The following is a 23,939-nucleotide window of genomic DNA, read 5'->3' as shown; positions in this document are numbered from 1 at the left end:
AATTTTCGTCCTTAATTAATAAACCAAGCAACTACTTTTTGTTTCTTCTCATTGTTTTAACGATCTAATGTCATTTTGGTCAAATCTACATTGAACCTGTATTTCATCAGCGTTAACTTCAGAACCAAATACATGTGCAAATGGTAATAAGAAACTTTAAAATTTGTAAACACATTGCTGCATTTTCATTTTTTAAAGCCAAACAACAATATAAAGAACGCAAACTTTATAATGATTAGGAAGCCTCTAACAGAATTTTCCTTTGAATCATAATTCAAGATACGAAAAAAATTTTATTTGTAAAACATTTGTGTAATAAATTAATAATCAACAGTCTATGAACATAGATTATCAACAATTGTTGAAAACAAAAAATCCACCTGCAAGGTGGATTTTTTAATATATTTAAGTTTAAAGAAATTATGATCTAACCTCTTTAATTCTTGCTTTTTTACCTGTAAGGCCTCTGAAGTAGTAAATACGGGCTCTACGTACTTTACCTTTCTTATTGACCTCTACCTTTTGCAATGCAGGCATGTTCACTGGGAATATACGCTCTACACCTACAGTACCAGACATCTTACGGATTGTAAATGTTTCTGTAGTTCCAGATCCTTTTCTTTGTATTACAACTCCTCTAAAGAACTGGGTACGGGTCTTTTCACCTTCCTTGATCTCATAGTATACAGTAATTGTATCACCTGCAGAGAATTTTGGAAAGTCCTTCTTAGGAACAAATTCGTCTTGAACAAATTTAATTAATGATTCCATCTTGATTTTATTTTTTTAAGTTTCTTAAAATCAACATTCACGGATATCGCCAGAGGTTAATTTTAACAGGTTGCAAAATTACTTTATTAATTATAATTTACAACATATTTCCGTTCTTTTTTAATTCTATTGTATTTATTTACTCTAAAAGATCTGGTCTGAGCCTTTCTGTCCTTTTTAGCGCTTCATCCTCCCTCCATTTTTCAATTTTGGGAAAATTGCCACTGAGTAGTATTTCAGGAACCTTTAATCCCTTATAATCGGAAGGTCGGGTGTAAACAGGTGGTGCAAGAAGGTTATCTTGGAAACTATCCGTCAGTGCCGAAGTCTCATTGTTCAAAACGCCTGGAATAAGTCGAATTATGGTATCACAAAGAACAGCGGCGCCCAATTCACCTCCTGAAAGAACATAGTCCCCTATGGAAATTTCCCTGGTAATCAAAGTGTCCCTGACCCGTTGGTCCACTCCCTTGTAATGCCCACAGAGAATGATGATGTTCTCTTTCAATGAGATGCCATTGGCAATCTTTTGATTCAAGGTCTCCCCATCCGGGGTCATATAGATCACCTCGTCATAGGTCCTTTCCGATTTTAGCTTGGAAATACATTTGTCTATTGGCTCTATCATCAGAACCATGCCGGCACCACCACCAAATTGGTAGTCGTCTACCTGGTTGTAACTTAAGTCCGTGTAGTCCCTAAGATTGTGAAAATGGACTTCTACCAAATTCTTTTCTATGGCCCGTTTCATGATAGAGGCTTCGAAAGGACTGGACATGAGCTCAGGTAAAACAGTAATGATATCTATGCGCATTAGGGTATTTCTTTATAAGATGGTGCAAAGATACATTTTATGGTCCTTCTTTGCCATAAAAGGTATGTAATTGAGAAAGGGCGTACAGGTTGGACATTTACTTTGGCCTCTCACTAAAAAAAGCTCCGATCGGAGCTTTTTGTTATTTTGTTTTCTTGTGCTTGTTCAGTTCGTCCTGTAGCTGTCTACTGATTTTCTGTTCACGCTCCAAGGCTCTTCTTCTATGGTCCTCGTACTCCATCTCCAGATCTGAAAGTCCAGTTTTTGCTTCCTGTGTTAAGATATTGCTCTGTCTAAATTTATAGATGAAGAACAATAGAAGCAATAGCAGGCCAGTAATGATGGTCCATAGCATAAAATTATAGGTCCCTTTTGCGATCATGATACCCAAAAATGAAATACTGTCCTTCTCCTCATTGACCGTCATCAGGTTATTGGAGGTTTCTTCCAACTTTTTGTTCAAGGTATTAATGGTAGCTTCACTTTCTGCAATGGTCGCGTTAAGTTCAGCTGTCTTTTTGTTGTAAACCTTTAGACTGTCCAAAACGTTTTGTCTAAGCTTTTCTATATTGATCAGTTTTACCACCTCATAGCTAATGCCGTTAGCATTATAATTTCCAGAATTGGAAGTGATATACTCGAACTGGCTACTTATCGGTCCCCCGTCCAAAGAGAGACTTTGTTCTTCTTCGACCTGTTCTTGTTCCTGTGCAAACTGTAGATTAAACGCCAATAGGGCAAATGCAATAAATAGGACTTTGTGAATTTTCATTTATAAAATGCTTCTTGTTATTAATTAGAAAGTGTAGACTAAAGTAAATTAATAATGTTAAATATTAAAACATATTGAACATTCCTTTTTATATACGGACAAAATATAAAATCGGACTACAAAAATCGAATTATGATGATTGTAGCCCGATTGGAAATTAACCAGAACATTATTTTAAGGATCTTCCTTACCTATTAATAATAGGTATATCTTCTTACTTTCGAAATATATTTGGCCAAACGGATAACCTGATGGGAATATCCATATTCATTGTCATACCATATATATAGTACTACATTTTTACCATCTGCGGAGACAATCGTGGCCGGACTGTCGTAGATAGACGGGGCATTGGTGCCAACAATATCGGAGGAAACCAATTCGTTGCTCATGGAGTATTTTATTTGTTCCACCAACGCACCTTCCAAGGAATATTTTTTAACGATTTCGTTTAGACCTTCCTTGGTGGTTTTTTTGTTCACTTCTATATTTAATATAGCCAAAGACCCATTGGGTACGGGTACCCTGATGGCATTGGAGGTCAATTTCCCTTTTAAACTGGGCAGGGCTTTTGCAACCGCGCTACCAGCACCCGTCTCGGTAATTACCATGTTCAAAGCAGCAGCTCTACCTCTTCTGTACTTGCTGTGCATATTATCTACCAAATTTTGGTCGTTGGTATAGGCATGGATGGTTTCCAAATGTCCTTTTTTAATACCCAAAGTGTCCTCTATTACCTTTAAAATAGGGGTAATGGCATTGGTGGTACATGAGGCTGCCGAATAAATCTTTGTGCTATCGGGGTCGTATTCATTATGGTTTACTCCGTGTACAATATTGGGGACTTCCTTGCCGGGAGCCGTTAAGAGTACCCTGGAGGCTCCGTTGGACGACAAATGTCTGCTCAGTGCTTCCTTATCCCTAAAGGCACCTGTGTTGTCAATGACCAAGGCACCGTAAATACCGTATTTTGTATAGTCGATATCCTCTGGTTTATCGGCACTGATCATATGGACCGTGGTCCCATTGATCAACAGGGCTTCATTGGGGGCATCCACTTCCACAGTACCCATAAATTGGCCGTGGACAGAATCCGTTCTCAATAGATTGGCCCTTTTCTCAAGAATTTCAGCGTTTATTGTTCCGCGGGTAACTATGGCGCGAAGTCTAAGCTGACTCCCCTTTCCTGTTTTTGCCATAAGTTCCCTGGCAACAAGTCTTCCAATTCTTCCAAAACCATATAAAACTACGTCCTTTGGCTTTATTTCTTTTGAACTACTGGCATCCTTTAACTTGTCGACAACAAATGCTTTTACATTATTGTAGTTGTTCTCATCTGAATGATACTCATAGGTAAGTTTACCGATATCCAATTTGGCTGGAGGCAAGTTCAAATCATAAATAGCCCTTAGGATTTCAACAGAGTCGAAAATGGAAATGGGTTTTTGAACAAACTGACCGGCGTATTCGTGCAGGTTGATGATGTCGCTAACATTCTTGTCTATGATCTGATTTTTAAAAAGTACTACCTCAATGGAACTGTCATACCATAGATCGCTTGTGATTTTGATAAATTCGGTAGTAGCTTTTCTTCTGTCGGCTTGGAAAGCTAATTCTTTCTCGTATTTGTTGGGACTCATTAAATGGGTTTGAAACTGTTAAATTTCGGCAAAAATATATATTTCAATCGATTTCGTAAAACATTTGTTCAATAAAAAAAGCGCTCTGTTGAGAGCGCTTTTTTAAGTTCAATTCTCTTATTGGAAAATAAGGCGTTCGCGTTCCCCTTTTTCGTTGATCATGGTGATACTCGTTTTACCATATTTGGAAATGCCGCCAAATAGATTTTTGGCATCCGTAATATTACCGATCTCCTTATTGTCTACGGCAAGCAAGACCTTGCCCTCTAATCCATAGCCCCTAAAACTTTCTGGAACCCCCACAATTTTGACCCCTTTTTTGGTTTTGAATTTCTTTTGGTCCTCAGGATTGAGATTTTTCACTTCCAATCCCATGACCGGAACTACCAAGGTCTGTCTTTCCTTAAGAACAACAGGCACTACCAAGGTTTCACCTTCCCGGTCAATGGTTACCTTGATCTCATCTCCGGGTCTTTTTGTTGAAATATATCCCACCAGATCTGGAAACTTATGGACTACAATATCGTCAACCTTTTTAAGAACATCACCTTCCTGCAACTTGGCATCATAGGCTCCTGAATCCTCCTCAACACTGGTGATATAAACACCATCTACCTCATTGATCCCGTTTTCAATGGCGTATGGGGTAGAGGATCTTACCGTATTTATTCCAAGGATTCCCTTTTGGACATTACCATATTCCATAATGTCCTCCACGACCTTTTTTGCAATATTGCTTGGTACCGCAAAGGAATACCCTACATAGGAACCTGTCTGGGAGGTAATCGCTGTATTGATACCTATGAGGTCACCATTGGTATTTACCAAGGCTCCTCCACTATTTCCGGGGTTGACTGCGGCATCGGTCTGTATAAAAGACTGGTTGGTCATCCCACCCAGATCACGAGCCTTTGCACTTACAATCCCAGCTGTCACGGTAGAAGTCAGGTTAAAAGGATTACCAACGGCCAAAACCCACTCGCCAATTTTAGCATTGTCCGAATCGCCAAATGCCAAATACGGAAGCTTGTCCTTCGCATCTATTTTGAGGAGTGCAATATCGGAATTGGGGTCTGTGCCCACTAGTTCGGCGGTGTATGTCTTATTGTTGTTAAGGGTAACTTGTAATTGGGTGGCGTTGGCAATAACATGGTTGTTGGTTACAATGTAACCATCTGGGGAAATGATAACCCCGGACCCCGTACCAACTTGCGGCCTTTGGCTGCCACCAGAGCCATATAAAAATTCCATGATCGTGGTTGGTCCGCTGCTCACGGTTACATTTTTTACGTGCACAACCGAATTGACCGTATTCTGTGCGGCAATGGTAAAATCTACCTCATTGATCCCAGCCCCCTTGGCAGAGGTAGGGGTATAGCTGGTATTGAAAAAGCCATGGTCGGCATTTTCGGTCACAACAGCGTAGTTAGGTTTTTCTAGGAATAATTTATAGCTTCCCAAGGTGATGGCACCTCCAAAAATGGAAACCAATAACAAAGTGGTTATTTTTTTCATGATGAATAAAATTTAATATATGCTACTGCCGTAAAATTAATTCATTTAAGCAGCAATTATTTGGGTTTAACGTCTTTTTAACTGCTAAAAAACCCTTAATAAAGCTTTATATTTGTACCACAAAATATGATATGAAGCTTATATTTTACAAATATCAGGGAACGGGAAATGACTTTGTCATGATCGATAATAGGGATGAAATATTTCCCAAATCAAATACTCGATTGGTGGCCGATCTTTGCGATCGCAAGTTTGGCATCGGTGCGGATGGACTCATTCTATTGGAAAATGATGAGCAGACCGATTTTAAGATGGTCTATTATAATTCGGACGGAAACCCAAGCACGATGTGCGGCAATGGAGGAAGGTGTTTGGTCGCTTTTGCAAAATACTTAGGGGTCATTGCCGATACCGCGACTTTTGTGGCGGTAGATGGTTTGCACCATGCATCCGTGGATGGCGAAATAGTAAGCCTTCAAATGCAGGACGTAGTGGAAGTACAGGAAAAGGATGATTATCTATTCTTGGATACTGGGTCGCCACACCATGTTCAGATGGTAGAAGATATCCAAAAAGTGGATGTGCCCAGGGAAGGGGCAAAGCTTAGATATGGACTCTATGGCGAGAAGGGCAGCAATATTAATTTTGTTAAATTGGAAAGTAAGGATAGTTTCAATGTAAGAACCTATGAAAGGGGAGTAGAGGACGAAACCCTGTCCTGTGGGACGGGTGTAACGGCCGTGGCATTGGCAATGCATAACTTGGGAAAGGTTACCGGAAATAAGGTTTCCATCAAGACTTTGGGGGGTAATCTCAGTGTGCACTTTGAAAAGCATAATGATGGATACCGCAATATCCATTTGGTAGGTCCGGCAAAACAGGTATTTAAAGGGGAGATTTTATGTTGAGCCTAAGAGGAAAAATTGGATACCTAAGAGCTTTGGAACCAGAGGATCTACAATTTCTGTACGAGCTGGAGAACAATACGGAAATTTGGGAAATTAGTGGAACCACGACCCCCTATTCAAAATATATCTTGCAGCAATACTTGGACAATGCCCATAAAGATATCTATGAGGCAAAACAATTGCGGTTGTGTATCTGTGATTCCTCGGATAGGGCAGTTGGACTGATTGACCTTTTTGATTTTGACCCGCACAACCATAGGGCAGGTATAGGAATCGTTATTTTGGAAGAAAAGGATAGAAATAAAGGTCTTGGGCGTGAGGCTATGGAATTGTTGGAAAATTATGCGTTTAATGGCCTACATTTGCGCCAGTTGTATGCCAATGTCCTCAGTGGGAATGAAGCCAGTATCCATTTGTTCAAAAAAATGGGATTCGTGGAAGTAGGAGAGAAGAAAGATTGGGTTTTCCATAACAAGGAATATAAAGGAGAAATATTATTTCAAAAGATAAATAAGTAATGTATATAAAGAAAATTTTATTGGCTATCCTATTGATAGGCGTAGTTGCCGGTGGTGCCTTTGCTTTTATGGTGTACAATGCTGTTTTTGCGCCAAATACAAAATTCAACAATGAGGAGGCCCATGTTTTTGTAAGATCGGATGATGATTTTAACGACGTAAAGGAAATGTTGGCGCCATTAGTAAAGAATATGTCCACCTTTGAAAAGGTAGCGGTACGCAAAGGGTACGCTTCCAATGTTCGTGGAGGAAAGTACCTCATAGAAAAAGGAATGAGCAATAATGATATTGTAAACTCCCTGCGTAGCAAAAACATCCCTATTAGGGTATCTTTCAATAATCAAGAAACTCTGGGAGACCTTGCCGGAAGAATAGCGGCTCAATTGGAGCCAGACAGTCTCCTATTATTGGAGACCTTCAATGATAGGGAGTTTTTACAAGCCAATGGTTTTACCAATGAGACCAAATTGGCCATGTACATCCCCAATAGCTATGAGTTTTTCTGGAATACATCGCCTGAAAGTTTTAGGGATAGGATGCATAAGGAATACCAGAGGTTTTGGAATGCCGATAGAGTGGAGAAGGCTAAAAAAATGGGAATGACTCCCAACGAGGTGATCGCCCTGGCTTCTATTGTTCATAAGGAAACTGCCAAGGTAGATGAAAGACCAAGGGTAGCTGGAGTTTATCTGAATAGGCTAAAGGTGGGAATGAAGTTACAGGCAGATCCAACCGTTATCTACGCCCTAAAGTTAAATAGTGGTGATTTCAATACGGTTTACAAAAGGGTTTTATACAAGGATCTCACCTTGGATTCTCCTTATAATACCTATAAATATGCAGGCTTGCCTCCAGGTCCGATAGCCATGCCAGATATATCGGCTATTGATGCCGTGTTGAGTCCGGAAGAACATGAGTATTATTATTTTGTAGCCAATGTTGAGAATTTTGGGTACCATAAATTCGCGAAAAACTTGACTCAGCACAACCAAAATAAGGAACAATATGTGCGCTGGATCAATGCTCAAAAGATTAACAGGTAAACCTATCATCCTGATTTTAAGGCATTTTAGCTAAAAATTAGCATTTTTAAGACAATCTTTGGTTTGTTAAGAGAAATAAGGGCGTATATTTGCCCTTAGAAATTTAAGCATCTCTTTTTCAAGAGAGTAAGTCTTAAGAAATCAAAACTATGAGAAGATGGATAAACGTCTTTTGTCCGCTAATCATGATTTTTATTTTAATGAGTTTTGGGTTTAATTCAGCTTCCTATAAAGTAATGGAAGTACCCTCAACCCTTAAAGTAAATAAGCCTACTGAAGTTTTGTTCCCCAAAAACAAAACTATTTTCAACCCTGTTATGGTGGCACCTCCCTTTTTGGGGAGTTCGTATATCGGATTCAAGGAAGCTTTGGCTTTTAAGGAATCACAAGGTGATTATTTCACCATCAATGCCTTGGGGTACTTGGGCAAATATCAATTCGGAATTGGTACTTTGCAATTAATGGGTGTGTACAATGCCACTCGTTTTATCAATGACCCTATGTTACAGGAAAAGGCATTTCATACCAATATTGCCCGGAATAAGTGGATTTTACGAAGGGATATTAAGCGTTTCAATGGTAAGCGTATTGGCGGTGTGAAGGTGACAGAGTCTGGAATCTTGGCTGCAGCCCATTTGGCTGGTGCTGGGAATGTAAAGAAGTTCTTGCGCTCTTTTGGAGAACATAATGTAAGTGACGAATTTGGTACAAGTATCGCCTATTACATGAGGAAGTTCTCAGGATATGATATTTCACATATCCCTCCAGTGCGGAACCCGAAAATTTAAATTTAATCTTGAAAATGAGAAAGGACCTTAGTGGAAACACTAAGGTTTTTTTATGCGTGAATGATAAATATGGTAGGTCTTTTGTGAAGGTCTAGGGTTATTTTTTGCCATTCCAGTACACTCTTGGTTGCAATGTACTCGGTGGGCAAAGTGATGTCACAGGCCACACAGACCATACACCCACTGGAAAGGGTTCTTAGCAGGTCGGCCATTAATTTATCATTGCGATAGGGTGTCTCTATAAATATCTGGGATTGGTTCTGTTCCCTCGAGATTTTCTCCATGCGCTTTATGGCACTCTTTCTTTCAGATCCATCTATGGGAAGATAACCATTGAAGGTGAAACTTTGACCGTTCATGCCGCTTGCCATCAGGGCCAAAAGAATAGATGACGGACCAACAAGTGGGACCACCTGAATTCCTTTTTGATGTGCAATTCGTACCACATCAGCGCCGGGATCGGCAATGCCAGGGCAACCTGCCTCGGAGATGATCCCTACATGATGACCCTCCAGACAAGGCTCCAAAAAAGTTGGGATAGCCTCTGGTTCGGTAAACTTATTGAGCAACTCAATATGAAGATCTGGCTGTGATTTCTTGGAATAAATCTTCTTAATGAAGCGCCGTGCCGTTTTTTCGTTTTCAACAATATAGTAATCTATTTGTTCAATGGCCCTTTTTATGGAGATGGGCAGGACCTCTAGGGGTTCATTATCGCCCAAAGTAGTGGGTATCAAATAAAGCTTTCCTAAAATAATGTCCCCGGGGTTATCCATAAAGTGTATTAATTATGTTGCAATTGATATGCTATGGCATCACAAGCTTTGTCAATTAAGGTGTATACCTGTTCAAATCCTTCTTCAGCATCGTAGTAGGGATCAGGAACTTCCTTGAGGTCTATGTTGATTTCGTCCAAAAGCAATTTTACCTTTTTGATATCTTCTTCATTTTTGGCCATGGAGATGATGTTTCTATAATTATTGCGATCCATGGCATAGATATAGTTGAAATCGCTGAAATCTTGACGTGAAAATTTCCTGCAGCGCTGGTCGTTGATATTCAAACCGTGTTTCTTGGCTACGGCAATGGACCTGTGATCCGGTTTTTTTCCAATATGAAAACCTGCAGTTCCTGCAGATTCCACCTCTACCTGATTAATGTCTACTTTGCTTTTTAGGATGCCTTCGGCCAACGGTGACCTACAGATGTTTCCGAGGCATACCATTAGAACTTTCGTTTTCATGATGTATGACTAAGAGAATTTCTTGGTTAAATCTTCAATATACTTCTTAAACTGCTTGTCAGTTTCTGCTAGGTTGTCCACGGTCTTGCACGCGTGTAAAACTGTTGCATGGTCCCTTTTTCCAATTTGTGAACCTATACTGGCCAAGGAGGCCTTGGTGAATTTTTTGGCAAAGAACATGGCCAATTGCCTTGCTTGCACAATATGGCGTTTTCTGGTTTTGGATTGTAGGGTGGCAACATCCATTTCAAAATAATCAGAAACAACTTTTTGAATGTAATCTATGGAAACCTCACGTTTGGTATTCTTGACAAACTTTTCTACCACCAGCTGGGCCAATTCAATGGTAACTTCTTTTTTGTTGAAGGATGATTGTGCAATAAGTGATATGATGGCACCTTCGAGCTCTCTAATATTACTTTTGATATGTTTGGCTACATAATCTACAATATCATCTGGCATCTCCACCCCATCCCTGTACAATTTATTTTTCAAGATGGATATGCGTGTTTCATAATCTGGACTCTGTAGCTCTGCAGAGAGTCCCCATTTGAATCTTGACAGTAAACGTTGTTCGATATCCTGCATATCAACAGGGGCCTTGTCAGATGTAAGGATTACCTGTTTGCCATTCTGATGCAGATGGTTGAAAATATGGAAGAAGACATCCTGCGTACCTGATTTGCCCGATAAGAATTGAACGTCATCAATAATCAACACATCGATCAGCTGATAGAAATGGATAAAATCATTTCTTGTGTTTTTCTTGACAGACTCTATGTACTGTTGGGTAAATTTTTCCGCAGAGATATATAATACGGTCCTTTCCGGATATTTGTCCTTGATCTCAACACCGATGGCATGGGCCAAATGTGTTTTTCCCAAACCTACACCACCAAAAACCAATAATGGGTTGAAGGATGTGCCTCCTGGCTTGTTGGCTACTGCCATCCCGGCCGATCTTGCCAATCTATTGGAATCACCTTCCAAGAAATTGTCAAAATTGTAATTGGGATTGAGTTGGGATTCTATTTTTATATTTCTGATCCCCGGGATTACAAAGGGATTCTTCAGTTCAGGGTTTTTGGATTTAATGGGAACATCCAATTCTTGTGGAGCCACAGTAGATCTGTTTGAACTGGGTATTTTTTCGGTAAAAGGTTCCCTGTTACCGTAAGTATTCTCCATTTTGATCACATAAACCAATTTAGCACTTTCTCCAATCTCCTTGGTCAGGGCAACTTTCAACAATTTTACATAGTGCTCTTCGAGCCATTCGTAAAAAAATTTACTAGGTACCTGAATACTTAAAGCATTGTTGGATAACTTCACAGGTTTGATAGGCTCAAACCAAGTTTTGAATGCCTGCGGTTGTATGTTGTCCTTTATAAAAGCCAAACAATTGTTCCATACGGAATTAGCAGTAACATTCATTTTAAAGTTTCGTCTTTTCGTGGTTAGTGATTAGGCTAAAAATTCATTCGATTTGCCAGCATTTGCTGGTATACTAGAGCATGACAAATATGTGAACAAAAATTCTAAAAAAAAAATCAAATGGTATTGATTAATAGCTTTTTTTTTCTCATGTTGGCATGGGAAATTTTCTAAGCTATTAAATATATCATTTTTACATCAAATTATATGGATTCTAATCAAATTTCTTTTCGGGTAAGATATGGGGAAACAGATCAAATGGGAGTGGTCTATCACGGAAACTATGCGCAATATCTGGAGATGGGCCGTGTTGAATGGTTAAGAGAGCTTGGATTTTCCTACAAAAAAATGGAAGAGGAAGGGGTGATGCTGCCAGTTATTTCACTACAGATAAATTTCAAAAAATCAGCCCTCTATGATGACCTGATCAGGGTGGTCACCACCCTCAAAAAAAGACCTTCCGTCAAGATAGAATTTGATTATAAAATTTACAACGAAGCGGATGAAATTTTGATCGAGGCACATACGGTTTTGGCATTTATTGATATGGCCACAAAAAGACCTATGAAATGTCCTGCAGCCATCTTGGAAAAGATAAAAATATAAAGTTCTTTATTCCTTTATTTTGATATCTATTGGAGGATGCATGGCAGTAAAAAGCTGTTGGGTTTGATCGGCCTCCAATTTTCTTGCCGATATGACCATAGTACAACTCAGCTCCATCTCTTGGGATACAATTTCCAATTGGTGCTGTTTTATGGTCCTCATGACCTTGTCCATCTGATCATAATCGAACTTTAGAATAAATTCTTTCCGAAGAGTTTTTTCTATAATCTGGGCCGCTTCGAGTGCCATTTGTGCCCCTGATCTGTAAGCTGTGATCAATCCGCCTACACCTAATTTGGTACCACCAAAGATTCTTGTTACGGCCACAAGAACATTGGTGACTCCAAAGGATTGGATTTGACCATAAATGGGCATACCCGCAGAATTATTGGGTTCTCCGTCGTCATTTGCCCTATAATGGGGTTCTTCCACCCCCAATTGCCAGGCATAACATACGTGGTTGGCGGTAGGGTGTTTTTTTCGAAGGGCCTCTATCAAAGGTTTTACATCCTCCTCGTCCCTTATGGGGTAGGCATTACCGAAGAACTTACTCTTTCTTTCCTTGAAAAGAATTTCCTCCGAAGGTTTCAATATGGTCTTGTATGTATCTTGGGGACTTTCTTCCATTAGGTGGTGGCAACTAAAATAATACTAATGACCGCTAAACCAATACCAAACCAGTTCTTTTTACTCAAATTTTCCTTAAAGAATAGGATTCCGAAAATTGTTGATAATAAGACTATAGCAACATTGTTGATGGTAAAAATAGATGAGCTGTTGATAAAATCATTCTGTAGGGCCCTCAATATAAAATAAATACTAAAATAATTAAAGATTCCCAATACCAATCCGCCCAACATATTTTTAAGATTTAACTTTAACGGTTCTTGATAGGATTTTATCAATATAAATATCAGTCCGGTAATTCCTGCTGCACCAAATACAGTGGTACAAAACAGGGGAAAATCGCCTTTCTCCATAAAGGTAACCTGTAAATATTTGATCGATGTATCTACCAAGCCAGAACCCATAAAAACAAGAAGCGGTAAAACTAGGTTCTCCATTTTTATGGTAATTGTTCTACTTCTTATAGATGCAAAATATACAGCGGCCAAGGCCATTATGATTCCCAATATCTTAAGGGGGCCTAAAACTTCCTTATAGACAAGGACGCCAACAAGTACTGGTATGACCAAGGACATCTTAGCGGCTACAGAAGCAACCGAAACACCTATTTTTTGTGATGTTTTGGCCATTATGTTAAATACCATTATAAATAGAATACCTAGGGCCAAAGTGTATATGAACCATGGCTTCTTCGGTATATCCGTTATGGCGATATTGTCCTCATAGAACAGCGTTGAAAATAAACACGCCACTATATAATTGGTGACAATGGCGAACATTGTTTGTACGTTATATTTTGAAAAAAGTTTAAATATTACAAACAGTGAACTGGAAAAAAGGACGGACAGGGCAAGATCTAACATGCTATATTTTTGATTTTAATTGGACGATATCCTCTTGGCCAACCTGTAGGTTCCAACTTGTGATGCCCAACTTTTCAGCGGCCAAGGTGTTTTCCAGGGTGTCGTCCACAAAAAAGGTCTCAGAAGCCTTTAAATGATTGGTATCCAGTACAAATCGGTAGATTTCGGCATCCGGTTTTCTATAATTTATTTCATGGGACAGGTAGAATTTGTCAAAACATTTCTTGAATCTTTCGAAGCGCCCTTTTTCCATATTTTCTATGACCTTTTCTATGTGAAGGGCATTGGTATTGCTCAAAAGGATCAAATTATATTCCTTTTCCCTTGCCAATTGTTCTATAAACTCTAATCGGTATTCGGGAAAATCCAATATGATGGAATTCCACCCTGTCTTGATCTGCTGTTTGTTTGCTGTTGGGAAAAATCCATTCATTTTATGAATAAAGGTTTCCGAGTCCATAAGCCCTTTTTCATAAGAAAATAGAAGTTCCGTAAATGAAGGTTCAAAATCTTTCAGTCCCCATTTTTGCATTTCCCGGATCGGTGCCTGTTTGTCCAAATTGATGAAGATGTCACCAAAGTCAAAAATTATATTTTTAAACATTGTTGTAGATAAATAGTGTGTCTGTCAATATTGATTTTTTTAATACGGGAAGACTATGGATCATAGGTGCCTGTAAGCCTTTGCCGAAGCGGCTTGCTCCTTTGAAAACCCTGGCTTCATCCCAAATATCGTTATCTAGGAACATTTGTAGGGTTTTGGAGCCGCCTTCTATAATGACACTAAGAATATTGTGCCTATATAGGACTTCACATATTTGGAGCGCCACATTTTTAGAAAAGTCGATCACCTCATATTCAATCCCTGGTACATACCTTTTGGAATGTTCAATCTGAGTAAGCACAATGGTTTGGGTACTGCCGTCCATTACATGGAAATCGCTCCCCACTTTCAAATTTCTGTCAATGATGATCCGTGTGGGGGATTTGCCGTGCCATGATCGCACATTCAATTTTGGATTGTCCTTGAGAACGGTATGGGTCCCAACCAATATAGCCTGTTCCTCACTTCGCCATTTATGGACCAATTGTCTGGATTGCACATTGGTGATCCAATAAGGCGTTGGTTCTTCTTCCCGCAAGGATTGTTCGGGAGCCAAAAAGCCGTCAGCGGTTTCGGCCCATTTTAAGATTATAAAGGGCCTCTTTTGTTCATGGAAGGTTAAAAATCGCTTATGGTGATCCCTACATTCATTTTCCAAGACATTGACAACGACCTGGCACCCGGCATTTTGCAATTTTTTGATACCATTTCCGGCTACCTTTATATGGGGGTCTAGCAGTCCAATGACCACATGGGGGATATTGTGTTCAATGATTAGATCGGCGCAAGGTGGCGTTTTTCCATGGTGGGAGCAAGGCTCCAATGTGACATAGAGGGTCGCCTCAGATAACAACGCTTTATTTTTTACGGAGTTGATCGCATTGACCTCTGCATGAGGTCCGCCAAATGGGCTCGTAAACCCTTCTCCAATTATCTCATTATCATGCACCACTACACTGCCTACCATGGGATTCGGAAAGGTGGATCCAAGTCCATTTTTAGCTACTTGGATACATCGCAAAATATATTTTTCATGTATCTTCACCCCACAAAAATAGAATATTAAAAGTTACCCCTTTAGAAAAATGAGTTCAGCAATTATTAGGGAAATCCAACCGCAAGACAATAAGCAAGTTGCATCGGTGATCAGACAGGTATTGGTTGATTTGGGTGTGCCCAAGGTAGGTACGGCATATGCCGATAAGGCCTTGGACCATATGTATGAGAACTACAATGTACCCAAAGCCAGTTATTTTGTTGTGGAAGAAAACAACCAAATCATTGGTTGCGCCGGGGTTGCCCAGTTAGAGAATTATGATGGCAATGTATGCGAACTGCAAAAGATGTATTTCACGGAAGCCGCTAGGGGAAGGGGCTTAGGATCGCAAATGATGAATATATGTCTTTCCAAGGCGAGGGAATACGGTTTTGAGAAATGTTATCTGGAAACCATGCCCTATATGGAAGATGCACAAAAACTCTACAAGAAAACCGGGTTCCAGTACATTGAAGCACGGATGGGCGATACAGGTCACTATTCATGTCCGGTTTGGATGTTGTTGGAACTATAGATAAAGATGCTTTTAAAAGAAATCAGGCATATTTTCCATGTAGAATTGGATACTATTTATCCCAAAGAGGAAGTAGATAGTTTCTTTTACCTTATGGTGGAACATTATCTGGGACTGGAGCGCTTTGTTTTGGCCCTTCAACCCAATACCATGGTCTCCAAGGAAGAGGAACAGCCACTGTTCGAGGGGCTTAGCCAATTAAAGCTTCATCGGCCGGTTCAGTATATATTGGGCGTGGCCCATTTTATGGATTTGGAGTTTAAGGTCGATGAAAATGTCTTGATTCCCCGACCTGAGACTGAAGAACTGGTGCGATGGATTATAGCGCTGGAAAAAGAGCGTCAGGGGGAACTGAAAATATTGGATATTGGTACCGGTAGTGGATGTATTGCCATTTCTCTGGCGAAAAATCTTCCAAATGCCAAAGTATATGCCCTGGATATTTCGAGGGAATCCCTAAAGATTGCACAGGCAAATGCTGACAAAAACGAAGTTCAGGTCGAATTTATAGAAGCCGATATTCTTGAAACAAAAGATTTGGAGCACCAATTTGATATCATAGTTTCCAATCCACCTTATGTTAGAGATCTGGAGAAAACGGAAATGAGTGCCAATGTCACCGATCACGAACCTGGATATGCCCTTTTTGTTCCCAATGAAAATCCTCTTTTGTTTTACCGGAAAATTTCAGAATTTGCAATTTCCCATTTAAAGTCGGGCGGTTGTCTTTATTTTGAGATCAATCAGTATTTAGGGAAGGAGACCTTGGAGCTTATGGTGAACAGCGGTTTCACCCAATTGATATTACAAAAGGACATGTTTGGCAATGACAGAATGATTAAAGGAGAACTTCATTAAATGCAATCACATCTGATTTAAAGATCGGGGAGGAAAAGATCGATAGGAGTTCAAAAAAAATGACGTAAAATGAACATTCAAGATAAAATAGATACCCTACGCCGTGAACTAAGGGAACACAATTATAATTATTATGTGTTGGACAATCCGACAATTTCCGACTATGAGTTCGATATTAAATTAAAAGAACTCAGGGAATTGGAAGCGCAACATCCAGAATTTTACGACCCTACCTCCCCAACCTTGCGAGTGGGTGGGGGTATTACCAAATATTTTGAGACAGTTGCCCATGAACATCGTATGTATTCCTTGGAGAACTCTTATTCCAAGGAAGATTTGGAGGACTGGGAAAAACGGATTCAAAAAAATTTGGGAGATGTTCCTGTGGAATTCACCTGTGAACTCAAATACGATGGTGCGTCTATTAGCCTAACCTATGAAAAAGGACAATTGGTCCGTGCTGTGACCAGGGGCGACGGTTTTCAAGGGGACGATGTAACTACCAATATAAAAACCATCAAATCTGTTCCCTTGCGTTTAAAGGGGGATTATCCTGAGAAGTTCGATATACGTGGAGAGATCGTTTTGCCGTTTGAAGGTTTCGCCAAAATGAATCAGGAACGTATAGAAAATGGGGAAGACCCATATATGAACCCTCGGAACACGGCATCGGGAAGTTTAAAATTACAGGATAGCGCACAAGTGGCCCTACGACCCTTGGAGTGCCTCTTGTATAGCATAGTAGGCACCGATCTCAATGTCTCCTCACAATTTGAAGTGCTGGAAAAAACAAGGTCTTGGGGTTTTAAAGTACCTACCGTGGCCAAAGTTTGCAAAACTACAGACGAAGTAATGGCCTTTGTGGAATATTGGGATATCCACAGACATGAACTTCCATATGAAACAGATGGGGTTGTGGTAAAGGTCAATAATCTACAATATCAGGATGAGTTGGGGTATACCGCGAAATCTCCACGATGGGCCATGGCCTACAAGTTTAAAGCAGAACAGGTTTCCACAGTTTTGAACGAGATTACATATCAGGTGGGAAGAACCGGGGCCATAACCCCTGTAGCCAATCTAATGCCGGTATTGCTTGCTGGAACTACCGTAAAAAGGGCCTCCCTGCATAATGCAGATCAGATAGCCAAGTTGGATATCCGAGAAGGCGACACTGTTTTTGTAGAAAAAGGTGGTGAAATTATTCCCAAAATTATTGGGGTCGACTTTTCTAAGAGACCATCGGATTCCCAACCTACCAATTATATAGACCATTGCCCGGAATGCCATACCCAATTGACACGTATGGAAGGGGATGCCAAACATTATTGTACCAACTATTATGGCTGTCCACCACAGATAACAGGCCGTATCCAGCATTATATTTCACGAAAGGCCATGGATATTGAGGGGTTAGGTGGTGAGACAGTTGAATTGTTGTACAAGGAAGGCTTGATAGAAAACTATGCGGATTTGTACATTCTGAAAAAGGAACAGATCATGCCATTGGAGCGAATGGCTGAGAAGTCTGCGGTAAACCTCGTCAAAGGGGTTGCAAAATCTGTAGATATACCTTTTGAACGTGTCCTCTTTGCCTTGGGGATTAGATTTGTAGGAGAAACCGTTGCCAAGAAACTTGCCAAAGCCTATAAAAATATAGATGCCCTGATGTCTGCCTCTTACGATGAACTGATGGCGGTTGATGAAATTGGGCAGGTTATAGCCAACAGTGTCATTGAGTTTTTTCAAAAGGAAAAGAACCTTGAAATTATAGAGCGTTTAAAGGGCTATGGTGTGCAATTTGAACTTTCGGCAGATAAATTGGAGAACCAGACCGAATTGCTCAAGGGTTCTACTTTCGTTGTATCCGGTGTCTTTGAAAAGGTGAGTAGGGATGAGCTCAAAAAATTGATCGAAGACAATGGAGGGAAAGTTGGTTCCTCTATTTCCTCCAAAACCTCCTATTTGGTGGCGGGAGACAAAATGGGACCAAGCAAAAGAACCAAGGCCGAAGGGCTTGGAATACCCATTATCACCGAAGACGACTTTTTGGTCATGCTACAATAAACGCTACATGTATGTCTGTAAAGCCTAACTTGGAGGGTTTCCATGCATCCTTAAAAGTGGTGGAACCACCGATGGATTGGAATTCAGGACTGAGGTCTATGTGGTACGATGTTCAGGGAAACTGGGATGCTTCCCACGACATTGCCCAAAATATGTCTGGTCCTGATGGCAGTTGGATCCATGCCTATCTGCACCGGAAGGAAGGGGACAAGTTCAATGCGGAATACTGGTACCGAAAAGCTCAGAAGTCATTTCCGAAAATTTCCATTGCGGACGAGCAAAAAACGTTGGTGGCATATTTTATAGATCCGTAAAGGAGGTCTTTATCTTTTTCTTGACCGGGATCCAAACTTCTTCCTCGGAATCTGGATGATTGTTTCTGTATTTGTCTCCCAATATTTCAAAATGTGGTCTATGATCCAAGATATAGTCGGCACTGGGAAACCATTCATTGTAAATATCTGATAGGAAATTTCGAAAACCTTGGGGTGTCCCAACATACGTAAATACCGCATAAAGTCCACCGGATATGGTATAGGTCTCCATGTTTTCTGGAAGATCCTGTACTTTTGACACTTCTACCGCAGCCCATTTGTCAAATTCGGTAGTTGTCGTGAAATCTTGCAGGCAAAAAGGGTTTTTGTAATCTTGCAGAGAAATTAGTGCCGAGGATGTTCGGTGCTTTATGGAATTCCTGTAGGGCATAAAGTTTTGCCAAAGCATGGGTGTCCTGTCTTTGGAAAGGGACATTTGGAGCCTTTTTCCGACCAGTATTTTTGGATCAATAGCAACTATATTTACATGCATGCCAGACTATACCTTTATGGAGACTCCATCCACAGTTACATTCTTTTCAGAATCGAAATAGAAATCTATCCTTCCCAAATTGATGCCGTAACACCCAACCTGATTGACCAGAACTTGCCTTCCGATTCTATTGGTAGCAATGGTCGGTTTATCCAGGAAGGTGTGGGTATGACCGCCAATGATCAGATCTATATGTTCTGTTCTCGCTGCCAATTTTAGATCATCGGGAAGTTGGATGTCCCTGTAAGAATAGCCTAGATGTGAAAGACATACGACCATATCGCATTTTTCTTCCTCCTTAAGGGTTTTGCTGATGTCCTGGGCTATTTCTATAGGTTCCAAGTAAACGGTTTCCTTATAAAGTTTTTTGGTCACCAATCCTTCCAGGGCTATTCCCAATCCAAAAACCCCCACCTTGATGCCATTTAACAGGTAGGTGGTATACGGTTTTACTTGTCCATCCATAATGGTATTTGTAAAATCATAGTTGGCCGAGAGGAATTGAAATTTTGCATTTGGCAATTGTGCATACAATCCTTCTATACCATTGTCGAAATCATGGTTGCCAATGGTAGCAGCATCATATTTAAGCATGCTCATCAACTTAAATTCCAATTCGCCCCCATAAAAGTTAAAGTATGGAGTGCCTTGGAAGATATCCCCAGCATCCAACAGGAGTGTGTTGGGGTTTTCTTTGCGTATTTGTTCCACCAAAGTGGCCCTGCGCGCAAGTCCACCTAAATTGGGGAATTCGGAATGATTTGATGGAAATGGGTCAATATGGCTATGCACATCATTGGTGTGTAGGATGGTGATGTGCTTTGCGGCCAGGTTTTGGCAAGATGCCAAGCTTAAACCACCCAATCCAACAAAAGCTGTAGATGCCGCAGTTTGTGCTATAAATTTTCTTCTTTCCATTTTATTTTGTTTGAATAAATCTGTCGTCTACCAATGGAACAATGGTATCCGTTTTTCTGAGGTAATCAATCATCGCATTTCTCAACAGGTAATCGGTTTCCGTTAGACTGATTTTATTTTTGAAAAAGTTCATATTATCCCCACCGTTGGCCAGATAATTGGAGGTAGCAACAAAGTAGGTGCGGTCCTCATCAAAAGGCATCCCTTGGATGTTGACAGCGGCCAAACTGCCGTTGCGATCTAATTGGATCTGTATACCCGCTACGGGATGAGGCTGTTTTGACTGTATTAGAAATGTGATGAGATCTCTGACAGATTTAGCGGAAAGCTCCACAACCACAATGGTGTTCTCAAAAGGCATAACCTGATACATGTCTCTTGCACTAACCCCGCCTTTGGAGATGATGGAGCGGATACCTCCCTTGTTCAGTAGGACAAAATCGATCTCTTTGTTGGTCCTCTTTTGAAAGATGGGGCCTGCTTCCGACATGACAATGTCCGCCATGAAATTCCCGGCACTGGAGTTTAATGGACCATCTTCGGTGGTAAAGGTTGCGGAGGCATAGGCCAAGGTACTATCCAGAACTTCATTGATTCTATTTCGGTAAGGGGAAACAAATTGCGCTATGGAATCTACTGGGACCAGTGTATTGGTGATCGGGATTTGTCTGCCTTCAATTTTAAACAGTGTTTTCGGATTGTCCTTACAGGAAAAAAACAGTCCAAATGTTATAATTATAACAAAATGTTGTATTTTTAAATTCATTATACTGCGTATCTTCGTGATAGATTTGTTTGGATATTATTTACCTTTGTACAAATGTAAAAATACATGTTTTTAAGGGCTATCACTGATAAATTTAAACATAAATCTGGGCGCAAATTTCTAAAGAAGGAATTGGGTAGGACCATAGCGCGGTCAGATAGAAAGAAAGGGATAAGCTCTATTGGTTGTATTGTTAATTTGGATCAGTTTGATGATACCAATGTTTTTTATGATTTGGTGCACGAATTCTCCCTTGAGCCCAATGCGGTTCATGTGATCGGTTATCGGGAGGAACGGGACAAAAACTCACCCTATACCACTCCGGTATTTTCCGATAGGGATTTAGGATGGGGAGGCGTCATAGAAAATGCTTACGCCAAGGAGTTTTTGAATAGAGAATACGATTTGTTGATCAATTATTACAGCAAGGATAAATTGTTGTTGCAATTGATGACATTACAAACCAAAACCAGATTGAATGTTGGCTTTGGGGAGGTTGATAAAAATTTAAACGATTTAATATTGAATATTTCCATAAAGGATTTTGATATATTCAAAAAGGAGCTTAGGAAGTATTTGTTTATTCTTAACGAAATTAAATGATGGAACAGTTGCAGGGAACGGGAGTGGCATTGGTAACCCCGTTTAGAAAGGATTTTTCAGTAGATACGGAAGCATTGGAAAGGATTGTAGGCTTTTGTATAGATGGAGGTATTGATTATTTGGTGGTTTTGGGAACAACAGGGGAGTCAGTTACCTTGAGCAAATCAGAAAAGCAATTGGTGATCGATACCGTTGTTAGGGCCAATGCCGGAAGGTTGCCATTGGTGCTTGGTCTAGGAGGAAGCAATACGGCTGCTTTGGTAGAGGAGTTCCAGCAAACAGATTTAAGTGTTTTCGACGCCGTCCTTTCGGTTTCACCTTATTACAACAGACCTTCCCAAGAAGGGATATACCAACATTTTAAGGCTATTTCCAAAGTGTCTTCCAAGCCCATTATCTTATATAATGTCCCTGGGCGGACAGGAAGTAATATGCTTCCTGCTACAACGCTGAGGTTGGCACATGAATTTGACAATATTGTGGCCATTAAGGAAGCTTGCGGGGATATCACCCAGATCATGCAGATCATCAAAGGCGCCCCAACCGGCTTTCAGGTCATATCAGGAGATGATATTACCGCTTTGCCCACCGTTCTTGCTGGGGGTGCAGGGGTAATTTCTGTATTGGGGCAAGGGACCCCTTCAGAATTGTCCCAAATGATTAGATTGGGAATGCAAGGTCGTGTCAAGGAAGCGTATGACCTGCATTATAGACTGATGGACGCTATGTCGCTCATTTTTTTGGAAGGCAATCCGGCCGGGATCAAGGCAGTTTTCGAATCCTTAAAAATTTCTACTGCCGCAGTACGCTTGCCTTTAATGGAAGCCACACCGGAATTAAAAGGTAACATAAATAATTTTTTAAAAACCTTGTCCAAGGTACATGCCTAAATACTGTTTAAAAACCATCAGCTGCTTAAATTAATTGCGGTAACGTTAAAACTTCGCCAATTAGATGGTTAAAGTGGGTCGTAAGACTATTTTAGCACGATAAAAAATGTTTTTTATATCCGTTTAGAATCGCTAATTTTGCAAAATGTTTTTAAAAATGAAGCAGCTTTTATCCTTTTTTGTATTTGTAGTTTTATTCAGCTCCTGTAGTGAGTACCAGAAGGTACTTAAGAACGAGGACAGCTCAGCGAAATATGAACTTGCTGAAAAACTGTATAATGAGGGAGATTACAAAAAGGCAAATAGGTTACTGGAACAGATAGCTCCAAAATATGTGGGTAAACCCCAAGGAGAGCGTGTGATGTTCTTCTTTGCGGATTCTTACTTTGAGATCGGAGATTATAATCTGGCAGGCTATCAGTTTGAACGATTTATTAAATCCTATCCTAAGAGTGAAAAATTACAGGAAGCGGCATTTCTAGGTGCTCAGAGCTATTATGAGCTTTCCCCAAGATATTCATTGGACCAGACAGATACCGATAAAGCTTTGGCAAAACTTCAAAATTTTATCAATACCTACCCGGATTCTGAATATTTCGAAAGAGCCAATATCATGGCCAAGGAGCTGACAACCAAAAAGGAGAAGAAGGCCATAGAGATTGTAGCACAGTACAACAAGATCAGTGCTTTTGATTTTAGCTTCCTAACCCCAGCCATTAGCGGGGCCGAAAACTTCTTATTGGATTACCCAGGCTCCATTTATAGGGAGGATGCCTTGTTTTATAAGTTCAATGCCTCTACCAATTTTGCTTTGAACAGTTATGATAGCAAAAAAGCGGACAGGCTGCAAGAAGCCAAAGTGGCCTACAATAATTTGAAAAAATATTATCCTGAATCAAAATATTTGAAGAAAGCGGATGATATGATTCAGACCATAAACAACGAATTAGAAAATTTTTCCAAATAATAATACTTTCACCATGAACATGAACGATTTGAAAAACTCTAAGGCACCCGTTTCCACGGTTACCATCAACAAAAATGAGTTTGACGCTAACACAGGTAATATTTATGAAGCCATTTCCATCGTTTCCAAAAGAGCGATTCAGATCAACTCCGAGATAAAAAAAGAGTTGTTGGAGAAATTGGAGGAGTTTGCTACTTATAGCGATAGCTTGGATGAGGTTTTTGAAAACAAAGAGCAAATCGAAGTTTCCAAATTCTATGAAAAACTTCCTAAGCCTCATGCATTGGCAGTTGTAGAGTGGTTGGAGGATAAAATATACCATAGAAATACAGAAAAAGACGTTTAA

General features: G+C 40.1%; 28 protein-coding genes. 13 read left to right on the top strand and 15 right to left on the bottom strand.

The window, feature by feature from the left end:
• Nucleotides 1-420: 420 nt before the first annotated feature.
• From rplS to WAA86_RS05360, 5 genes are all read right to left on the bottom strand, one after another.
• Nucleotides 421-771, bottom strand: a complete 351-nt coding sequence (rplS, locus tag WAA86_RS05380) for a 50S ribosomal protein L19 (RefSeq protein WP_337299954.1) — start codon at nt 769-771, stop codon at nt 421-423.
• Nucleotides 772-910: 139 nt separating this feature from the next.
• Nucleotides 911-1,585, bottom strand: coding sequence for a tRNA (guanosine(37)-N1)-methyltransferase TrmD (gene trmD, locus WAA86_RS05375; protein WP_337299953.1), 675 nt, complete (start codon nt 1,583-1,585; stop codon nt 911-913).
• 142 nt (nt 1,586-1,727) lie between these two features.
• Nucleotides 1,728-2,357, bottom strand: coding sequence for a tRNA (guanine-N1)-methyltransferase (locus tag WAA86_RS05370; RefSeq protein ID WP_337299952.1), 630 nt, complete (start codon nt 2,355-2,357; stop codon nt 1,728-1,730).
• 194 nt (nt 2,358-2,551) lie between these two features.
• Nucleotides 2,552-3,997: a glyceraldehyde-3-phosphate dehydrogenase gene (locus WAA86_RS05365; RefSeq protein WP_337299951.1), complete on the bottom strand. Its 1,446-nt coding sequence runs from the start codon at nt 3,995-3,997 to the stop codon at nt 2,552-2,554.
• A 117-nt stretch (nt 3,998-4,114) separates the two neighbouring features.
• Nucleotides 4,115-5,512 (bottom strand): S1C family serine protease, encoded by a 1,398-nt coding sequence (locus WAA86_RS05360; RefSeq protein ID WP_337299950.1) that lies wholly within the window; start codon nt 5,510-5,512, stop codon nt 4,115-4,117.
• Nucleotides 5,513-5,643: 131 nt separating this feature from the next.
• Between WAA86_RS05360 and dapF the strand changes: the two genes are divergently transcribed.
• The 4 genes from dapF (at nt 5,644) to WAA86_RS05340 (ending at nt 8,769) form a co-directional block, all read left to right on the top strand.
• Nucleotides 5,644-6,420: a diaminopimelate epimerase gene (gene dapF / locus WAA86_RS05355; protein WP_337299949.1), complete on the top strand. Its 777-nt coding sequence runs from the start codon at nt 5,644-5,646 to the stop codon at nt 6,418-6,420.
• Nucleotides 6,414-6,938, top strand: coding sequence for a GNAT family N-acetyltransferase (locus tag WAA86_RS05350; RefSeq protein WP_337299948.1), 525 nt, complete (start codon nt 6,414-6,416; stop codon nt 6,936-6,938). Before dapF ends, WAA86_RS05350 begins: the two co-directional genes overlap by 7 nt.
• On the top strand, nt 6,938-7,981 hold the full coding sequence (gene mltG / locus WAA86_RS05345; RefSeq protein WP_337299947.1) for an endolytic transglycosylase MltG: 1,044 nt from the start codon (nt 6,938-6,940) through the stop codon (nt 7,979-7,981). Before WAA86_RS05350 ends, mltG begins: the two co-directional genes overlap by 1 nt.
• Nucleotides 7,982-8,166: 185 nt before the next feature.
• Nucleotides 8,167-8,769, top strand: a complete 603-nt coding sequence (locus WAA86_RS05340; RefSeq protein ID WP_337299946.1) for a hypothetical protein — start codon at nt 8,167-8,169, stop codon at nt 8,767-8,769.
• 50 nt (nt 8,770-8,819) lie between these two features.
• Here the strand turns inward: WAA86_RS05340 and WAA86_RS05335 are convergent, their stop codons facing one another.
• From WAA86_RS05335 to dnaA, 3 genes are read right to left on the bottom strand one after another with little or no spacing between them, the layout of a single operon-like run.
• Complete coding sequence (locus WAA86_RS05335; RefSeq protein WP_337299945.1) at nt 8,820-9,545, bottom strand: SAM-dependent methyltransferase; 726 nt, start codon at nt 9,543-9,545, stop codon at nt 8,820-8,822.
• An 8-nt stretch (nt 9,546-9,553) separates the two neighbouring features.
• Nucleotides 9,554-10,012: a low molecular weight protein-tyrosine-phosphatase gene (locus WAA86_RS05330; RefSeq protein ID WP_337299944.1), complete on the bottom strand. Its 459-nt coding sequence runs from the start codon at nt 10,010-10,012 to the stop codon at nt 9,554-9,556.
• A 9-nt stretch (nt 10,013-10,021) separates the two neighbouring features.
• Complete coding sequence (gene dnaA / locus WAA86_RS05325; RefSeq protein WP_337299943.1) at nt 10,022-11,446, bottom strand: chromosomal replication initiator protein DnaA; 1,425 nt, start codon at nt 11,444-11,446, stop codon at nt 10,022-10,024.
• A 207-nt stretch (nt 11,447-11,653) separates the two neighbouring features.
• On the opposite strand from dnaA, the gene WAA86_RS05320 reads away from it, so the two are divergent.
• A complete protein-coding gene (locus WAA86_RS05320; protein ID WP_337299942.1) occupies nt 11,654-12,052 on the top strand; it encodes an acyl-CoA thioesterase in 399 nt (132 codons plus the stop codon).
• A gap of 6 nt (nt 12,053-12,058) precedes the next feature.
• Here WAA86_RS05320 and WAA86_RS05315 read toward each other — a convergent pair whose 3' ends face one another.
• The 4 genes from WAA86_RS05315 to ribD are packed head-to-tail and all read right to left on the bottom strand — an operon-like array spanning nt 12,059 to nt 15,191.
• The gene (locus tag WAA86_RS05315; protein WP_337299941.1) at nt 12,059-12,679 is read right to left on the bottom strand and encodes an IMPACT family protein; all 621 of its coding nucleotides are present in this window, start codon (nt 12,677-12,679) and stop codon (nt 12,059-12,061) included.
• Nucleotides 12,679-13,542 (bottom strand): DMT family transporter, encoded by an 864-nt coding sequence (locus tag WAA86_RS05310; protein WP_337299940.1) that lies wholly within the window; start codon nt 13,540-13,542, stop codon nt 12,679-12,681. Before WAA86_RS05310 ends, WAA86_RS05315 begins: the two co-directional genes overlap by 1 nt.
• Nucleotide 13,543: 1 nt before the next feature.
• Nucleotides 13,544-14,146: an HAD family hydrolase gene (locus tag WAA86_RS05305; protein ID WP_337299939.1), complete on the bottom strand. Its 603-nt coding sequence runs from the start codon at nt 14,144-14,146 to the stop codon at nt 13,544-13,546.
• The gene (gene ribD, locus WAA86_RS05300) at nt 14,139-15,191 is read right to left on the bottom strand and encodes a bifunctional diaminohydroxyphosphoribosylaminopyrimidine deaminase/5-amino-6-(5-phosphoribosylamino)uracil reductase RibD (RefSeq protein WP_337299938.1); all 1,053 of its coding nucleotides are present in this window, start codon (nt 15,189-15,191) and stop codon (nt 14,139-14,141) included. Before ribD ends, WAA86_RS05305 begins: the two co-directional genes overlap by 8 nt.
• Before the next feature lie 40 nt (nt 15,192-15,231).
• On the opposite strand from ribD, the gene WAA86_RS05295 reads away from it, so the two are divergent.
• From WAA86_RS05295 to WAA86_RS05280, 4 genes are all read left to right on the top strand, one after another.
• Nucleotides 15,232-15,717 carry a GNAT family N-acetyltransferase gene (locus WAA86_RS05295; RefSeq protein WP_337299937.1) on the top strand — a complete coding sequence of 162 codons (486 nt, stop codon included), beginning with the start codon at nt 15,232-15,234 and terminating at the stop codon, nt 15,715-15,717.
• A gap of 6 nt (nt 15,718-15,723) precedes the next feature.
• Complete coding sequence (prmC, locus tag WAA86_RS05290; RefSeq protein ID WP_337299936.1) at nt 15,724-16,575, top strand: peptide chain release factor N(5)-glutamine methyltransferase; 852 nt, start codon at nt 15,724-15,726, stop codon at nt 16,573-16,575.
• A gap of 69 nt (nt 16,576-16,644) precedes the next feature.
• Entirely contained in the window at nt 16,645-18,642 is a 1,998-nt protein-coding gene (ligA, locus tag WAA86_RS05285; protein ID WP_337299935.1) for an NAD-dependent DNA ligase LigA, read from the top strand.
• A gap of 11 nt (nt 18,643-18,653) precedes the next feature.
• Complete coding sequence (locus WAA86_RS05280) at nt 18,654-18,956, top strand: hypothetical protein (RefSeq protein WP_337299934.1); 303 nt, start codon at nt 18,654-18,656, stop codon at nt 18,954-18,956.
• Here WAA86_RS05280 and WAA86_RS05275 read toward each other — a convergent pair.
• From WAA86_RS05275 to WAA86_RS05265, 3 genes are read right to left on the bottom strand one after another with little or no spacing between them, the layout of a single operon-like run.
• Complete coding sequence (locus tag WAA86_RS05275) at nt 18,943-19,449, bottom strand: GyrI-like domain-containing protein (RefSeq protein WP_337299933.1); 507 nt, start codon at nt 19,447-19,449, stop codon at nt 18,943-18,945. The two genes, WAA86_RS05280 and WAA86_RS05275, sit on opposite strands and share 14 nt — an antisense overlap.
• Before the next feature lie 6 nt (nt 19,450-19,455).
• Nucleotides 19,456-20,367 carry a metallophosphatase gene (locus WAA86_RS05270; RefSeq protein WP_337299932.1) on the bottom strand — a complete coding sequence of 304 codons (912 nt, stop codon included), beginning with the start codon at nt 20,365-20,367 and terminating at the stop codon, nt 19,456-19,458.
• Nucleotide 20,368: 1 nt separating this feature from the next.
• The gene (locus tag WAA86_RS05265) at nt 20,369-21,133 is read right to left on the bottom strand and encodes a 5'-nucleotidase (protein WP_337299931.1); all 765 of its coding nucleotides are present in this window, start codon (nt 21,131-21,133) and stop codon (nt 20,369-20,371) included.
• A gap of 66 nt (nt 21,134-21,199) precedes the next feature.
• Between WAA86_RS05265 and WAA86_RS05260 the strand changes: the two genes are divergently transcribed.
• The 4 genes from WAA86_RS05260 to WAA86_RS05245 all read left to right on the top strand — a co-directional run bounded on the left by WAA86_RS05260 (nt 21,200) and on the right by WAA86_RS05245 (nt 23,939).
• The gene (locus WAA86_RS05260; RefSeq protein ID WP_337299930.1) at nt 21,200-21,736 is read left to right on the top strand and encodes a DUF6913 domain-containing protein; all 537 of its coding nucleotides are present in this window, start codon (nt 21,200-21,202) and stop codon (nt 21,734-21,736) included.
• Nucleotides 21,736-22,626, top strand: coding sequence for a 4-hydroxy-tetrahydrodipicolinate synthase (gene dapA, locus WAA86_RS05255; protein WP_337299980.1), 891 nt, complete (start codon nt 21,736-21,738; stop codon nt 22,624-22,626). The genes WAA86_RS05260 and dapA overlap by 1 nt, the downstream gene beginning before the upstream one ends.
• Before the next feature lie 157 nt (nt 22,627-22,783).
• Nucleotides 22,784-23,593: an outer membrane protein assembly factor BamD gene (locus WAA86_RS05250; RefSeq protein ID WP_337299929.1), complete on the top strand. Its 810-nt coding sequence runs from the start codon at nt 22,784-22,786 to the stop codon at nt 23,591-23,593.
• Nucleotides 23,594-23,606: 13 nt separating this feature from the next.
• Entirely contained in the window at nt 23,607-23,939 is a 333-nt protein-coding gene (locus WAA86_RS05245) for a DNA-directed RNA polymerase subunit omega (RefSeq protein WP_200960645.1), read from the top strand.

Origin of the sequence: Sediminicola sp. 1XM1-17 (genome assembly GCF_037203765.1) — a bacterium.
In the GTDB taxonomy this organism is placed as follows: Bacteria; Bacteroidota; Bacteroidia; order Flavobacteriales; family Flavobacteriaceae; genus Sediminicola.
This window is presented reverse-complemented; position numbering and strand designations above follow the sequence as displayed.